9 protein-coding genes are annotated in these 16,570 nt (G+C 57.2%); 1 reads left to right on the forward strand and 8 read right to left on the reverse strand.

Annotated features, from left to right (window positions below):
- The 4 genes from Q0D41_RS01840 to Q0D41_RS01855 form a co-directional block, all read right to left on the reverse strand.
- Positions 1-3,051, reverse strand: a complete 3,051-nt coding sequence (locus Q0D41_RS01840) for a DNA translocase FtsK (protein ID WP_294374327.1) — start codon at positions 3,049-3,051, stop codon at positions 1-3.
- Between the two features lie 154 nt (positions 3,052-3,205).
- Complete coding sequence (locus Q0D41_RS01845) at positions 3,206-5,269, reverse strand: ribonuclease J (protein WP_294374330.1); 2,064 nt, start codon at positions 5,267-5,269, stop codon at positions 3,206-3,208.
- Between the two features lie 780 nt (positions 5,270-6,049).
- Positions 6,050-7,459, reverse strand: coding sequence for a sodium-dependent transporter (locus Q0D41_RS01850; RefSeq protein WP_294374332.1), 1,410 nt, complete (start codon positions 7,457-7,459; stop codon positions 6,050-6,052).
- Between the two features lie 262 nt (positions 7,460-7,721).
- Positions 7,722-9,155 (reverse strand): MFS transporter, encoded by a 1,434-nt coding sequence (locus tag Q0D41_RS01855; RefSeq protein ID WP_294374334.1) that lies wholly within the window; start codon positions 9,153-9,155, stop codon positions 7,722-7,724.
- A 223-nt stretch (positions 9,156-9,378) separates the two neighbouring features.
- Between Q0D41_RS01855 and Q0D41_RS01860 the strand changes: the two genes are divergently transcribed.
- Entirely contained in the window at positions 9,379-10,560 is a 1,182-nt protein-coding gene (locus Q0D41_RS01860; RefSeq protein ID WP_294374337.1) for a M20 family metallopeptidase, read from the forward strand.
- Between the two features lie 407 nt (positions 10,561-10,967).
- Here Q0D41_RS01860 and whiA read toward each other — a convergent pair whose 3' ends face one another.
- The 4 genes from whiA to uvrC form a co-directional block, all read right to left on the reverse strand.
- Positions 10,968-11,891 carry a DNA-binding protein WhiA gene (whiA, locus tag Q0D41_RS01865; protein WP_114615543.1) on the reverse strand — a complete coding sequence of 308 codons (924 nt, stop codon included), beginning with the start codon at positions 11,889-11,891 and terminating at the stop codon, positions 10,968-10,970.
- 388 nt (positions 11,892-12,279) lie between these two features.
- Positions 12,280-13,446 (reverse strand): gluconeogenesis factor YvcK family protein, encoded by a 1,167-nt coding sequence (gene yvcK, locus Q0D41_RS01870; protein ID WP_294374341.1) that lies wholly within the window; start codon positions 13,444-13,446, stop codon positions 12,280-12,282.
- Entirely contained in the window at positions 13,446-14,369 is a 924-nt protein-coding gene (rapZ, locus tag Q0D41_RS01875; RefSeq protein WP_294374469.1) for an RNase adapter RapZ, read from the reverse strand. Before rapZ ends, yvcK begins: the two co-directional genes overlap by 1 nt.
- A gap of 38 nt (positions 14,370-14,407) precedes the next feature.
- On the reverse strand, positions 14,408-16,510 hold the full coding sequence (gene uvrC, locus Q0D41_RS01880) for an excinuclease ABC subunit UvrC (protein ID WP_294374344.1): 2,103 nt from the start codon (positions 16,508-16,510) through the stop codon (positions 14,408-14,410).
- Between the last annotated feature and the right edge of the window lie 60 nt (positions 16,511-16,570).

Raw genomic sequence — 16,570 nt, forward strand, 5'->3', positions numbered from 1 at the left:
CTAGAATCCATCTTCCGCGGCGTCGCGCGCCTCAAAAGCCTTCAAAGATTCAAGTTCCATTTCATCGACAAGCACGTCGCGGGGCTTGCTGCCGTTCGGCGGGCCCACAACGCCTTTCTCTTCTAGCATATCCATGATGCGCCCTGCGCGGGAATACCCTACGCTCAATTTGCGCTGAATGTTCGAAGTAGAACCGAGACCGCTCGCCACGACGATGTCGGCGGCGTCCCACAAAAGCGGGTCGTCGGCACTCGAAGAGCCGCCAGAGCCGTCGGGCATCGACGAGCCCAGGCTGATCACGTTCGTTTGAAGAATCTCGCTGTGGTATTCAGGCTCGCCTTGCGACTTCAAGTGGCTCACCACGGCTTCGATTTCCTCTTCGGAAACGAAGCAGCCCTGCAAACGCTGGGGTTTTGGCCATTCTGGCTTGCTGAACAGCATGTCGCCCAATCCGATGAGGTTTTCGGCGCCGGGGGTGTCGAGAATAACGCGAGAGTCAATGCCCGAAGCGACGTTGAACGCGATACGGTTCGTGATGTTCGCCTTGATAAGGCCCGTTACGACGTTGGTCGACGGACGCTGCGTGGCGACGATCATGTGAATGCCAGCCGCACGGGCGAGCTGTGCAATTCGGCTAATGGAAAGTTCGACCTCTTTGCCAACGTTCATCATGAGGTCGGCAAGCTCGTCGATGATGATGACGATATACGGCATCTTTTTCGGCCACTCGTCTTCGGGTTTCTCCTCGTCATCGAGCTGTCCGCTTTCAACCTTCTTGTTGTATTGCGAAATATTGCGCACGCCGGCCTTCGACATGACCTTCAGGCGGCGCTCCATTTCAGCGACGCCCCATGACAGAGCGCTCGCCGCCTCCTTGTTTTCGGTAACGACGGGCACGTACAAATGGGGAATGCCGTTGTACGGGGTGAATTCGACGCGCTTCGGGTCGATCATGATGAAACGAACTTCATCGGGCGTGGCGCGCATAAGAATGGACATGATCATCGCATTGATTGCGACCGACTTGCCCGAACCCGTGGTGCCGCCGATAAGCAGGTGCGGCATTTTCGCAAGATCGACGACGATCGAATGACCCTCGACATCTTTGCCAATAGCCATTTCAAGCGGCGCGCCATGGGCGTCTTTAAGCACGTCGCCCAAAAGCACGTTCTGGCGCGTGCGATTCGGCACTTCGATGCCCACATGGTTCGTGCCGGGAATGGGCGCGAAAATGCGCACGCCGGGCGCCGCAAGCGCCAAAGCGATGTCGTCGGTCAGGCTCATAATGCGGCTTACGCGCACGCCTGAGGGCAAATCGACCTTGAACAGCGTGACCGTGGGACCAGCAACCCAGCCAACGACCTGCGCCATGATGCTGAAATCTTCGAGCGTATTTTGCAGTTCTGCGGCGAGCGTACGAAGCTCAGCCTCGTCGGCTTCGGTAGCAACTTCAGTATGGTGAATGAGGCCAAACGCCGGTAAGGTGAAATCACCGCGCGTCTCCCCTTCTTTATTGAATGCGGAATTATCGATCTTCTTGGCCTTGGCCGAGGCCGCTGCACGTGTTTTCGACACATCGGACGCAGCGGAAACATCGCTCAAGCGACGCGTCATCGGCTTTTCGGCAGCACTCACGTTCGAATCGGCCTGCGAAGCGTTGTCGGCCGCTTCAGCATCGTCTTCCCAAGGAAGCGGTTCACGTTTCGATTTCAGCAAGCGCGTTTGAGCAGAAGAATCAGATGCATTGCCTTTGACCTGCTTTTTCTTTTGGGAAAACGCCGGCTTCGCGCCAAGAAGCTGGGTGACGGCTTCGTCCTCGATGTCACCAAAGGCATTGCGAGCGCTCTCGACCGCGTGCGCTCCGCCCACGCCCGCGACGGCGGCAGCAGCCCCCACCACGGCGCTCGAAGCGGCGCTTGCACCATCTTCGGCGGCGCCAAAAGCATATTCAGCTGGCCAATAGGTATCGACCGTTGGGGCGGGAACCTGGCCAGGACGACGGCCTTCGAGCAATTGCGTCGAGAGCGACTCGGATGCACGGCGAGGGCGCGAAAGGTCGCGAGGAACGTGCACGGGCTCGGCACGACGAATGCGTGCTGGCGGCACTTCTCGTTGGACCTCTTGCGCAGCCTTCGCCGCAGCGGCAGCTTCACGCTCCTTTTTCGTCATGCCAAAGCCGGCAAGCAAACCGCGCTCTTCGCGACGAGGGGCGCCCGGTTTGGGAGACTCGACCTGAGCCTGAGGACGATCTTCGTCAAGCGCAGCATAGGGATTATCGTCCGCATCGACCGCTTCATAAGGAATGCCAGGAAGTTCGTCATCTTCCGTATCGCGTGCGGCACGCAGGCGAGCATTGAATTGCGAGCCCTTCTCGCGAAGCGACTCGAATGCGCCCGTAAGCGAAAAGCCAATGATGACAGCTCCGGCAAGCGCGACACCAAGGAGGAGCACGATGCTCACGGCTTCGCCGAACAGCTGCAGAAGCGCCCATGCAATGCCAGAGCCAACGTAACCACCGCGCGAAGCAAGCACGTTCGCGTCGAAAAGCACCGCGCCGTTAGTTGAGGCACCGGGCGTAAGAAGCGAGAGGGCCGACATGAACGCGAAGAAGAGCATCGCAAGGCCCACGCCCAAGCGAAGAGGCAAATCGGCGCGATCGACGCGCACAATGAGGCTCGCGCCCACGATAACCAAAATGAATGGCAGCACATACGCGCCAATTCCGAGCGAAAGATGCAACGCGCTCGAAAGAGCGCTCGTCAGAAAGCCGGACGGCTGCAAGACAACGGCCAGGAAGAGCACCACGGCGACCACGGCGACAATAACGCCAGCGATGTCGCGCTTGGTGCGATCGTCGAAAATGCGCGGCTCGCGATCGAACTCCTCAAAGGAGGCTTCCTCTTCGGCAGCGCGGACGCGCGCCCTGCTGCGAGACGGAGCGTCTTTAAGCGCGAGGCGCTCTTCGGCGTCGTTTTTTCCTTTTTTCCTTTGGGCTGAAGCGCCCTTGGCGCTATTCGATTGTGCGGTGTTCGTCTTTGAACCGCGGGCCAATGGCGTGCTCCTTCAAATACTGCGTTTACGATGCATATAAATTCGGCAGCGGCCGAGTTGTCCGAAAGGCAACCCGGCCGAAAAGTTCATACGGCTTGCACTGACGTGCGAAACCTGAATTATAGCGCAGCGGAATGTTCATTCCGCGAAACGTTTACACCTCGATAATCGTCGCAATGACCATGGGGCGCTGCTTCGTGCGATCCCACAGAAGCGAATGCAGCGAATCGCGGCACGCCTTCTCGAGGTCTTTGCCCTTCACGCCACGTTCCACGCTGCGACGCAGAGTGCATTTGACGCCGTCGGTCGCCTCGCGACGAAGCTCGGCGACGTCGCCGCCCGTGATGCCGTGCATCTCGACGCGCACATTGCCCAAAATCTGGTGGCGCTTGTGGTCAACGGCGGCGCAAATGCAGGCGAAGCCGCAATTGGAAAGCGTCGTGCGCTCATCGAGCACGTCTTTCGAGGTGTCGCCCACCGAAAGGCCGTCAACATAGACGATGCCGTTTTCGACAGGCTCTCCGAATTTCACGATGCCGTTCGTCATCTCGAGCGTGTCGCCGTTCTCGCACATAAAGATATGGCTCGGATCAACGCCCGTGGCTTGAGCGAGGTTCGCGTGAGCGCGAAGATGCATCGACTCGCCATGCACCGGCATGAAGTACTTCGGCTGCACAATGGAAAGCACGAGCTTGAGCTCTTCGGCGCTCGCATGGCCCGAAACGTGAACCATAGCGCGATGCTTGTCCCATACATCGCAACCGATTTTCGAAAGCTGGTTCACGATGCGCGTGACGGCCTTCTCGTTGCCAGGAACAGGCGTCGCGGAAATGATGACCGTGTCGCCTTCGTCAATCTGGATGGTCTTATGCTCGCCGTTCGCGATACGAGCAAGCGCCGAAAGCGGCTCGCCCTGGCTGCCCGTGCACATAATGACGACCTTCTCGGGCGGAATGCCCTTCAGGTCATAGGCGTCGATAAGGTCGACGTCTTGGATCTTCAGATAGCCCAAACGACGCGCGATATCGGTATTTTGAATCATCGAACGGCCTGTGACCACGACCTTGCGGCCAGATGCAACGGCAGCATCGGCGATCTGCTGCAGGCGGTGGATATGGCTTGCAAAGCTCGCGATAATGACGCGGCCCTTGGCGTTCTCGATAATGGGACGCAACGCCTTGCCAACTTCAGCCTCAGAAGGCGTGAAATTCGGGTTCGTGGCGTTCGTCGAATCGCTCATCATGAGGTCGACGCCCATTTTCGAGAAACGCGCGAGTGCTCCGAAGTCGGTGCGAACGCCGTCAATCGGGCTCTGGTCGAGCTTGAAGTCGCCCGTATGCAGCACATTGCCGGCCGGGGACTGGAAGAACACGCCGAGCGCGCCAGGGATGGAGTGATTCACCGCGAAGAAGTCGACCACAAAATTGCCGATCTTCATCTCGTCGCCAGGATTGACTTCGCACAGCTTCGCCTTGATGCGATGCTCCTTGAATTTGCCCTCGATAAGGCCGAGCGTCATCTTCGTGCCGTAAATCGGAACCTTCTTGGTGAGGTCCTTCATGAGGTACGGCAAGCTACCCGTATGGTCTTCATGGCCGTGGGTAATGATGATGCCGCGAAGCTTGTGCTCATTCTCGAGCACATACGTGTAGTCGGGAAGAATGAGGTCGATGCCAGGATGGTCATCGTCGGGGAACATGAGGCCAGCGTCATCGAGAATCATGTCGTCGCCGCACTCGATGACGGTCATGTTCTTGCCAATGCCGTCGAGGCCGCCAAGCGGAATGACCTTCAACGTCACATCGGGGTTGTTCTTCACCGCACGGCGAGAATTGTTGCCAGAACGAGGCTTGCGCGTGCGCGGTTTGTTGAACGATTCGGGCTCAAGCTCTGAGCCCGGCGTAAGCTGCGGGCGCTTATGCTCGAGCGAGACATGTTTAGTGCGCGTCGTGGAACGACGGCGATTCCCGTTCGAGGCCTTCGATGACGGCTCGGCCTGGTTGGCAGAGGCAGCCTTGGCGTCTTGCTGGTTGCCGCTTTGTGCGGCGTCTTTCTTAGGACCACGGCCGCGGCCCCCGCGCGAACCGCGAGAGCGGCTGCGGGTTTTCGCGCCGTCGGTGCCTTCGGCGCCGTTTTTTGCCGCAGACGACTTGGCAGCAGCAATGGCGCCGCCAAGCGTGCCGGAAGACTGCTCCGGCGAGTGCTGTTCGTTAGTCAAGTTTCATTCGCTCCTTAAGCATAGTGAAACGCGCATAGTGACGACCCTAAAAGTCGCACGTCGTTTCGATATTCCAATGAACACATCGCCCGGCAGCACCTACGCGCGCCAGCGCAATGCAACATCCATACAAGAGAACGCTGTATGCGTTCGAAGACCAACCGCCTATCGCATAATGCGAGCCGCAGAAAAATGGCAGTTTGGCCAGACGTCCACTAAAACGGACGTAAATCAACAATGCGTTATTGTACGCCAAAGGTATAACTGCCGCCAAATCGGGGGTTGAACGATGCGAAGAAATGGTGAATTGAGACGAGTCGCAGCTTTGGCGACGGCGCTCGGGAAGGCTTGCGCGAGACCACGGTTCGCTACCGTTCGCCTTTGGCTCACTATGCGCTCACCTCGCTGCGTTCAACTTTTGATGAAACCCTCATTTAAACGCAGAGGGTCTCGCGCAAGCCTTCCCGAGTGCCGTCGCCAAAAAGGGCGAGATTCGTTCAATGGGAGATCCGAACGAGGGTTTCGATTGCAAATCGGCTTATTCTCGTGGTCGTGCTTTCTGCCAGCTTTTGACCATGCGGCGCCGATTGCGACCGCCTGTGTTCACTTGCGCACTTCATTTCATAGTTAAACGAAGCCAGGCGCGCGCATAGCGCAGTGGCCGAAGGACAAACGCGGTAGCGAGCCGTGGCCGCATGCAGCGTCGCACGGTCAAACTTTGTGGTGCAGGAAGAATACGAAACGACCCCGCAGAGGCGGGGTCGTTAGATGCGGAAGTCTTTAAGCGAAGATGCTGGCGTAGCCCATGACGAAAATGGCCACGATGAGCACGGGGATGCCGTATTTGATCCACGGTTTTGCCCAGGCGGGGAATTTCACGCCTTTGCCCTGATCGGCTTCGGCAAGGAAATTATCCCAACCCCAGCCGAATTTCTGCGTGCAGAACAGCACGAAGACAAGGGCGCCCAGCGGCAGCATATTATTCGAGACAACGAAATCCTCGATGCTCTGAATATCGCCGATCGCGGGAATCGCGATGCCCGAAAGCACATTGAAACCAAGCGCGCACGGCAAGCTCAGCAGCACGAGCAAAATAGCGGTTATGGTGACAGCACGGCTGCGCCACATGCCGAATTTGTCCATCGTCCAGCTTACGAGATTCTCGAACACGGCGATAACCGTGGAAAGAGCCGCAAAACTCATGAACACGAAGAAAAGCGCTCCCCATACATTGCCCAGAGGCATTTCCGCGAATACGGCGGGAAGGGTAACGAACACGAGCGAGGGGCCCGAATCGGGCGTGACGCCATACGCGAAACATGCAGGGAAAATGATGAGGCCGGCAAGAATGGCAACGACAGTGTTGAGCGCCGTAACCGAAATGGCCTCGCCCGTCAGGCTGCGCTCGCGGCCAATGTAGCTACCGAAAATTTCCATTGCGGCAATGCCGAGCGACAGCGAAAAGAACGCCTGTCCCATTGCGGCGTAGACCGCCTGGCCAAACGTCGCCCACTGCTCAGCAGGCGTATTGCCGGCAAACAGCTTGCCGAAATCGGGAATAAGGTAAAACGCGATGCCCTCGCCCGCTCCCGGCAGAGTAACCGTGCGAATGCACAGCGCAATCATGATGACAAAGAGCGCGGCCATCATGACTTTCGTAATGCGCTCGACGCCTTTTTGCAGGCCCAAGCGGCACACAAGAAAGCCGATGAGCACAACGACGACCATCCATCCGATGAGCTGCGCGGGGTCGGCCAGCATGCCCGAAAACGACGCGGCAATTGCATCGGGGTCGGTCGTGGAAAGTTCGCCCGAAGCCATTTTGGGAATGTACGCGAGCATCCAGCCTGCAACCGTCGTGTAAAACATGAGCAACACGTAGCAGCCGATTTGGCCCCACCACGTAAACCAGTGGAAACGGCGATTCGGCTCCAAAACGTCATACGCAAGCGCGCCGCTCTTCTGGCTCGCGCGGCCCACGGCAAATTCCATAACCATAACGGGCAAACCAAGAATCACGAGGAAGATGAGGTACAGCAGCACGAATGCAGCTCCGCCGTACTCGCCGACGATATAGGGAAAACGCCAAACATTGCCCAGGCCAATCGCGCAACCTGCAGCGATAAGCAGAAAGCCGATACGCGATGCAAAATGCTCGCGCGCAGGTGCGGCTTGCTCGTTAGAAGCCATCGAAAACCTCTCTATATACATAAGTAGAACAACGCATTGCGTCACAGAACGCAAACTCTAGAAGTATATCCAATAACCAACTCTCTGCGCTAAAAAAGCCGCCCCTTAGGACGGCTTTTCGATAAATGCAGCAGAATACGCAACGATGCAATGCCTCAACTGCACAAAGCGGCTCATAGAGAAATGACCTTGAAGAATATCGAGGCACTCCCACCTTTCGCCGGCATGTTGAGACTCGCGTCGCCCATCAAGCTGGCAGCTCTTAAGCGGCGGCCACAGACCCTTCGATGATTTTGCCTTCTTCATCGACGCGAGGCGCACCAGCGGCAATTTGCTTCGCAACGAGCTTGCGCGCGAGCTTCACCGAGGCAACCATGCACACGCCCATGATGACCGAGATCACCATGCCGAAAATCCAGGCGGGCGTAAAGCTCAAAGCCGCGTCGAAAGCCTGGCCGGAAACGATGGCGCCCATAATGCCGCCAACGCTCTGCACGGCGACCATAATGCTCGTGGCTTTGCCGATGTCGAGGCGACCGAATTCTTTCGTCATCATAACCGAAGGGCCAACGGTGCATACGCACGTGCCGAACGCAAAGAACACCGCGGCAAGAATCGGGCCCCAGTCGGTCGTGTTGAAGATCATGAAGAAATTCGCCGCGAAGCACGTGAACGCGCCGATGACGGTCGAAGGAATGAGGCCAAGGCGGTCATACATCGAGCCGAGCGCAACCTTGCAGAACACGACCAGCACCAACTCGGCGGAAAGCACCGTGGAAGCCCAAGCGATATCATGGCCGCCCGTTACGATAGTCTCGCCGTTCATGACGACGGAGGTCATGTTCGAAATCGTGTTCACAACGATCATCGCATTGATTGCGCCAACCAGCATGAAGCCCAACGCAAGCAGCCAGAACGCGGCGCTTTTCTTCATAACCTTCCAGCCAACGGCAACCGTAACCTCGGGGTCGACCTGCGCGACCTTCTTCTTGCCCTTGTTCTCGATTGCTTTGATTTCTTCCCCAGAAAGCTCGGCGCCATAAGGCTGCAGGCCCTTGTCGGAAGGATGCGAACGGAAGAAAATCACAGCGATGGGAAGCGAACCGACCAAGCAGATGATCGCAAGCACCACGAAAGCGAAGCGCCAGCCAGAGGTGGCGATGATGTTGCCAACAATCGGCGAGAGAATTGCGCCGCCGAACGCGGAACCGCACAGCGCCAACGACACGGCAAAACCGCGCTTCAAGTTGAACCAGTTCGTGATGATGACCGAAACGAACAAGCGCGCGCCTGCGGTGATGATGGTGCCAGAAAGCGCGGCGAGCAAATAGATGTGCCACGGAGCGCTTGCGACCGAATACCCGAAGAGCATCACTGTCGCGAGGGCCGTAATGCCCACTGCGATAGCGCGGGCATTGATCTTATCGAGCAGGAAGCCAATGATGAGCGTGCCCACAATCGAAATGAGCGATGCGAGCGAAGTGCCCGTATTGTATTCGCCAATCGTCATGCCCAAATCGCCCACGATTTGCGCCTGGAAAAGCGACATGCAGTTCACGAAAGCCGTGTAGCATGTTGCCATGATCATGAAGCCGCCGATGACAATCCACCAGCCGTAGAAGAAGCCTTTTTTCTCTGTGCCGCCCGTCTTCGGCGCGCCGCCCTGCGCACCATTCGCGACTTGTTCTTCTGCCATTGTTCTTCCTTCCAATATGGCCCCCGCTTGCACGGAAAGCCGCAGATATAACGCGTAAAGGTACGACGAATGAGCACTTTAGTCAACTAAAGTTTTCAACTTATTTGCCTTTTAGCTGGATTTTTTTGAGACATTTGCCACGAAAGCGCGTAGAATCGCTCGCCGAACTCTTCAGAACTTCGGCTTGCCCGAGGCTGCGGCCCAGGCGGAAAGCGAGGCACCAATGCCGACATCCATCAATTTCTTCGAAGAGGCGACCGCGCTCAAAGAGCAACTCGTTGCATGGCGCCGCGACATCCACCAGATGCCGGAAATCGGACTCGAAACGCCCAATACGAGCGCGTATATCCAATCGGAGCTCACCAAGCTCGACATTCCCTTCCACACGATCATCAACGGCTCGGGCGTTGTCGGAACCATCGGAGAGGGCGAGCCGTGCCTTATGCTGCGAAGCGACATCGACGGCCTGCCGATGGCTGAAGAATCGGGCGAGGAATTCGCATCGACCAACGGCAATATGCATGCCTGCGGCCATGACATGCACGCGGCTACTTTGCTTGGCGCCGCCCATATTCTGAAAACGCACGAAAGCGAATTGAAAGGCACGGTGAAGCTGTTCTTCCAACCAGGCGAGGAAGGCTACAACGGCTCTGACGAAGCAATTGCTGAAGGCGTGCTCGAAAACCCGCACGTCGACCGCGCGTTCGCGATGCATGTGGTCTCGACGGTACCCACGGGCGTTATCGTGTACGGCGAACGACCCATGGCCGCGGCGTACAACTGGAAAATCGTCGTTGAAGGCGTGGCGGGCCATGGCTCCATGCCCGACTCGTGCGTCGACCCCATCACCGCCGCCGCCCACATCCATATTGGGCTTCAAGAGATCCTCGCCCGCGAGATTTCTCCTATGAGCGAGCTCGTCATTACCTGCGGCGCATTCAACGCGGGCGACGCAGGCAATGCAATTCCGCAGTCGGCCACGATGCAAGGAACTATTCGCGTGTTCGATAAGAAGACTGAAGAGCTCGCGAAAAAGCGCATCACCGAAATCGCAAGCGGCATCGCGCAAACCTACCGCTGCACGGCTACGACGACCTTCGGCCGCCCGAGCCCCGCGGTGTTTAACGACAAAGAATTCATGGAACAATGCGTCGAATACACCAAGCAGACGCTTCCTCAGGCGCAACTCTATGGCGGCGCGCACGGCATGGGCTCTGAAGACTTCGGCAGCATCTCTCAAGCCTGCACCGCAAACTACATGATGATTGGCGCAGCTGCCGGCCCAATCAACGAATGCTACGGGCAGCACAACCCGCATGTTCGCTTCGACGAGAACGCGCTTCCCATGTCATGCGCGCTTTACGCAAGCGTCGCGATGAATTGGCTGGACGACAACGCGAAGTAGGCGAATCGCACCATATCGCTTCAGAACGCTTCCTATCGCTTCGGGTGAATGGGCTCACGCAATGTGGGCCCATTTCTATTTGCGCAAAAAGAGCCTCGAATGCGGCATGACGCAGTGACCTCTGCATTATGCAGTTATGTCGATAAGCTTCTGACCTGGGAATTTGTACAACAGGTATGCACCGTTCTTAATCATTCGATATTTTTGACGCGGAAAAGACCACATTCGAGGGCCTTTTTCAACAAAATCGAAGTCGCATCGACGATGCAAGTCATTCCGTGACGCAGGTAAGATTCGCAATGCAAGCCGCATTCGCAATACAGGTCGCGTCCGCCGCACGAGTCGCATTGGAGCCATTTCCGGTCCGAAAGGGTAAAACTGCCGGCATTACTCGCGCATAATAGTTCTTAGAGGCTTTTCGCCATCTCTTCCAAACGACGAACGCGATGGTACACTGCGCTTTTCGACAACGGCGGATTGGCGCGCTGGCCAAGTTCTTTAAGGCTTGCATCGGGATTTTGCAGGCGCAATTTCACAAATTCCTGCAAGCCCGGCGAAAGCTCCGCCATTTTGCCGCTCTCGGCGAGCTTTCGAATGCTCACAATCTGGTCGATGGCGGCTTCGGCGCTTTTCGCCTGATTCGCGACTTCCGCGTTCACTTTGCGGTTGATTTCATTGCGCACGCTTTTGCGAACGCGCTCGTTTTCCATGGCGAGAGCGCACTGATGCGCGCCGACAAATGCCAAGAATTCCGAAATCGCTTCCCCGCTCTTGAGATAGACGATGTATGAGTTGCGGCGATGCAGCACGCGAGCATTGATGTCGCGGTCTGCCATGAGCTGCACAAGACCGTTTGCCAATTCTTCGCTTTCCACGGTGATCTCGAAGTGAAAATCGCCGCGTGGCTCGGCGATGAAGCCGCTGCCCAAAAACGCTCCACGCAAATAGGCAGCCGCGCAGCACGTCTTCTCGACCAAATGAGGAAGAATTCCCATTTCAATACCAGTTTTTGCAAGAATTCCCAAATCGTGCAACGCTGGCTCGAGGTTCGGCTGCGAAGGAACGGTAATGAGGTAATTCGGGGTTTTATGGAGCACGCTGCGTCGTACCGTAAGCTCGGTTTTCAGCTTATAGAGCGTGTGCAAAGAACGAATTACGAGGCGCGCAACCGAGCTGATTTCTGTGGCTATCTCGAGTTTGTATCGCCCCGGACCAGAAAACAACAACGTGCCCTCAATGCGAGCGATTGCGGCAAGCGTAGCTTTGTCGCAATGGCTGCACGTAGGAATCACGCGCGTGAGTTCATCTTTGACATCGGCGGTAAACGACATGAATAGGGGCTTTCTAGGCTTTGGGAGCAAGTCGAACGCTCAGTATACCGCAAATCACCTGCAAAATAGGGCGTTGAGGAAGCTCAATTGAACGATTTCCCTGCTCATTGGTTCAAACCCCCTTCGCGACCCAAGGTTTGCGAAGGAACACGACACACCCGAGGAGCGCAGCCGGACGACCTGAATTCGCATACCATTCTATTCAAGGTCAGCACATGATCGACACACGCACGAGAGGCGCGAGCATGGGCCGATGCGGCAAAGCAACCAAAATGGTCCCTACAATCTATTCAACGGAGGATCACAACGCAGCAGCATAGCAGCATGGTGGCGAAGCGGCGCACGCCAGCATGCCACCGCCACAATGCGACGACATGGCACATTATCGCTATTCCGTCGTACGCACCTTCACCATATCGGCAGCACGTCGCTCCACCTCGCGATCCCTCGCGAAACGAGGCTGCGTGCGGGAAAGGCGCAAAACCGTGCGGAACGCATTGCGCAGCGCAATCGGGTCGTGCCACGTGGGACGTTCGGGGTCAACGAGGTCGCGAACCATAACGACCGTGCCGCGCGACTGGATTAGGTCGGCGTCGTCGCAGGAAATGCGCACGGGACGAATCTCCTCGCCATGCACCCCGATTTGGCCAGAGCGAGCATCAAGGTCGACTCGTTCACAAGCGCCATCGCCAGGATGGAGAGAATCGACGCTATGAACGAGCATGTAATCGACGAGTCCCTCCATGCCGTGCCGGCACAGCGCCTCGTAATGCTCGAGTGCCGTCATGCCGCGCGTCTCGCCTTGCTGATCAGCGAGCGAGCACACAAACAACGTCGCGGCATGCGAATCGCGGATTGCATCGACAACGCCCGGCACAAGCAAATTGGGCAGAATCGACGTGAAAAGCGAGCCAGGTCCAAGCACGATGAAATCGGCTTCGCGAATCGCGTCAAGCGCGGGCGCGTACGCGCGAACCGGCGCAGCCGATTCCAGCCATACGCGATACAGCGTCGAATCGGAGTGGCTCGCCTTCGCCTGGCCATCAAGCTTGCACCCGTTCCACGTTGCGGCACACAAGCGCACTTCATCGAGCGTCGAAGGATAGACATGCCCCCTCGCGTTCAGCAATCGCGAGCAAATATCGATAGCCTCGGGAAATGAGCCTGTCGACTCTTCGAGAGCCGAAAGCATAAGATTGCCGAGCGTATGGTTGCGCGCAAACGAAAAACGGTATTTGAACGCCCTCGTGAGCGGGTCACCCTCGTCGGCGGCCATCGCGACGAGGCACTTGCGAATATCGCCGGGCGGCAAAACGCCCGCCTCTTCGCGCAAAATGCCCGTCGACCCGCCGTCATCAGCCATGGCGACAACGGCCGACGTATCGGCTTCGAGGGAAAGCAATGTGCGAATGGACACAGGCGCCCCCGTGCCGCCACCGACGACTACAGCCTTTACCGGCGCTGCCGTGTCATGAAGCGCCTGGGCGCCTACATCTTGTTCGAGCTTTGCGAAAGCCGCCGTCGCCGACGGGTCCAAAGAAAACGGGGCGCCCATTACGCATGCACCTTAGTTTCGCCCGTAAGTTCGTTTCGCACCGATTCCGCCAAAGGCAAATCGCGATGCGTCACACTCACGCGATATCCGCGCGTGCGCAGGTAATCGCCCGTAGCCTCGGCAATCGCGACGCTGCGATGCTGGCCGCCAGTGCAACCGACCGCAATGGCAAGCTGTTGCTTGCCTTCCTTCACATACCCAGGCATCACGCAATCAAGCAGGCTCTTCCAGTGCGACATGAACTCAACTGTCTCGTCGCGATACATCACGAAATCGCGAACAGGAGCATCGAGACCCGTAAGCGACTTGAGCGCAGGATCGTAATACGGGTTCGGAAGGAAGCGCACGTCGATAACGATATCAGCATCAAGCGCAGCGCCATGCTTGAAGCCGAAGGAGTACACGGTAACGGCGAGGCCCTCCCGCTCATCTCCGTCGCCAAAAAGTTCGCGGATTTTCGCGCGCAGCTGCATAGGAAGCATGTCAGTGGTGTTCACCACGTCTTGAGCCATGACGCGAAGCTGATAAAGCAGCGCGCGCTCGGCAGTGATACCCTGCGCGATCGTCATGCCCTCATCGCACAACGGATGACGGCGACGGCTCGCCTTATAACGAGCGACAAGCTTATCGTCGTCGGCGTCGAGGAACACAATGCGGAACGGAATGCCCTTGCGCTTCAGAGCATCGAGCTCATCGTCGAGATCGGCGAAATAATCTTTATTTCGAGCATCGCAAACCACAGCAAGTTTGCGCGAAAGGCCGTTTGCGTCATCGGCGGTCACAACGAGCAGCTGCCCCAGCAAACTCGCGGGCAAGTTATCGATGCAGAAATAGCCCAAATCTTCAAAGGCGTGCATGGCTTCGGTGCGACCCGCGCCGCTCATGCCCGTAATGATGACCAAGTCGTTCGGGCTCTCGCCCATCTTGCGTTCAACCATAGATACGCTCTCCCATCAACTAACTACTCACCACGGGCCCATTCGGGCACACCAGCGTTTTCGTCAATCGCACCTTCGGCAGATTGAGCAGGCGCAATTCCTTCGCCCAATTCTTCGACCTTTTCACGCTCTCCATTATACTGCGCGAGCACGGCAACCACCTCACGCGCAACTTCTTCCGGCACAGCCCCAAGGCCAATAACTTCGTCAACATTCATCTCGCGCAGCTTACGGAAGCCGCCCGCCGCCGAAAGCAGCGCCTTCTTACGAACGGGGCCCAAACCAACGACATCATCGAGAATCGACTTCGTCATGCCTTTGCCACGGAGCTCTCGGTGGAACGTAATGGCGAATCTATGGGCCTCATCGCGAACCTGCTTCACCAGGTACAGCGATGCTGATCCGCTTGGCAGCACCACCGGACCGCTCTCCTGCCATGGGACAAAAAGCTCCTCGTCTCGCTTAGCCAAGCCCGCAAGCGCAATATCGTGGATGCCCATTTCGTCAAACATCTCAAGCACGGCATTGAGCTGCGGCAAACCGCCATCGAGAATAATCAAATCGGGCTTCGAGCCAAAGCGCTCGTCGGCCATGCGCTCTGCGCAATATCGGCGCTGCATGACCTCCTGCATAGACAGGAAGTCGTTAGCTTCATCGAGCGGCGTCTTGATTTTAAAGCGACGATATTGGTTTTTATCGGGCCTTCCGCCCGTAAATACCACCATAGAAGCAACGGTATACGAGCCATGGATGGTTGAGATATCGAAGCACTCGATGCGCATAGGGGCGACGTCCATCGCGAGCGCGCTTTCAAGCTGCAGCAGGGCGTCGTTGATGCGTTTATCTTCGTAGTTAGTGCGCACCTTGTAGCGCATAAGCGTATGCTGCGCATTCTTGCATGCCATGTCGAGCAAATCTCGCTTTTCGCCACGTTGAGGCACGGTGAAATGGACCTTCGCACCATGGGCGGAGTCGAGCTTGCCGGTAAGCCATGCTTCCATCGCTGACGCATCTTCCAATTCGCGCTCAACAATGACCTCGTGCGGAATGGATGTGGTGGCGTCATAATAGCGAAGCAGAAAGGTGTGGAGCAAATCCTCGTCGGGCACATCGCGGCCGCGATCGAGCACGAATTCGTTGCCATTCACAACGCGGCCTTCTCGCACCATGAACACATGGACGCCCGCGATGGTCTCCTCGCGCGAAATGCCCACAACGTCAGCGTTCAAGTTGCGACACGAAACCGCATGCTGCTTATCGGAAAGCGAATTGATCGTATCAATTCGCGCTTTGATGCGGCCCGCGCGTTCGAAATCGAGCTCAGAGGCGGCATCGCCCATTTCACCCGTGAGCTCGTCGACGAATTCGCGGCGATTGCCCGCAAGAAAACGCTCGATCCGCTCGACATTGCGCCGGTATTCCTCGGGGGTAATACGGCCGCAGCATGCACCCGGCCCAAGGCCCACGTTCGCATCGAAGCATGGTCGCGTTCCCGCCTCCGATAAGAAAGCCTCGAGCGACCTGGCGTCGAGCTTTCGCTTCAGGCGGCGCCATTCGTTGCATCTTGACGAGCAAATCGGCACGACTTTGCGCGCGATATCGACCAATTGGCGCGCCGCGCGGCTGTCGGTGTAGGGCCCGAAATACCGCGTGCCTTCCACGTGCTTTTCGCGCGTGAACTTGATAGCGGGAAAAACATCGCTTTTCGTAATCGCGATGAATGGATAGCTTTTGTCGTCTTTGAAGTCGGCGTTGAAAAACGGCGAGAACTGGTTGATGAGGTTCTTTTCGAGCACGAGCGACTCGTGTTCGTTGCTCACCACCACGTACTCAAACGACGAAACCTGCTCAAGCATCATGGGGATTTTCGCACGCTCGTCTTGCCCCATGACGTATTGCTTCATGCGGGCGCGAAGCTGCTTCGCTTTTCCGACGTAGATTACCTGTCCCGTCGCGTCCTTCCACAGATAGACGCCAGGAAGCGTAGGCACGCTTTTCAACTGCTCTTTCAGGCGAGCGATCTTTTCATCGAACGATTCGTGCTCGGGTGGCGCATCGAGCACCACGCCGCCGGCAGCGCTCAAAGGGCCTTTGTTTTCGGTTGTTGAGGGCTCCTTTATGTTCATTCTCGTAATATCCTCAACATATCTCATAGCGACAATCCACTAAACTATTCTAGGCTATCG

This window comes from uncultured Slackia sp. (assembly GCF_934630525.1).
Taxonomy (GTDB): Bacteria; Actinomycetota; Coriobacteriia; order Coriobacteriales; family Eggerthellaceae; genus Slackia.

What these genes read in the sequence shown, in the direction of transcription:
- Q0D41_RS01850 (WP_294374332.1), bottom strand. Translation starts at nt 7,459, where the DNA reads ATGGCTTCTAACGAGCAAGCCGCACCTGCGCGCGAGCATTTTGCATCG.
- yvcK (WP_294374341.1), bottom strand. Translation starts at nt 13,446, where the DNA reads ATGGGCGCCCCGTTTTCTTTGGACCCGTCGGCGACGGCGGCTTTCGCA.
- Q0D41_RS01860 (WP_294374337.1), top strand. Translation starts at nt 9,379, where the DNA reads ATGCCGACATCCATCAATTTCTTCGAAGAGGCGACCGCGCTCAAAGAG.
- Q0D41_RS01855 (WP_294374334.1), bottom strand. Translation starts at nt 9,155, where the DNA reads ATGGCAGAAGAACAAGTCGCGAATGGTGCGCAGGGCGGCGCGCCGAAG.
- rapZ (WP_294374469.1), bottom strand. Translation starts at nt 14,369, where the DNA reads ATGGGCGAGAGCCCGAACGACTTGGTCATCATTACGGGCATGAGCGGC.
- uvrC (WP_294374344.1), bottom strand. Translation starts at nt 16,510, where the DNA reads ATGAACATAAAGGAGCCCTCAACAACCGAAAACAAAGGCCCTTTGAGC.
- whiA (WP_114615543.1), bottom strand. Translation starts at nt 11,891, where the DNA reads ATGTCGTTTACCGCCGATGTCAAAGATGAACTCACGCGCGTGATTCCT.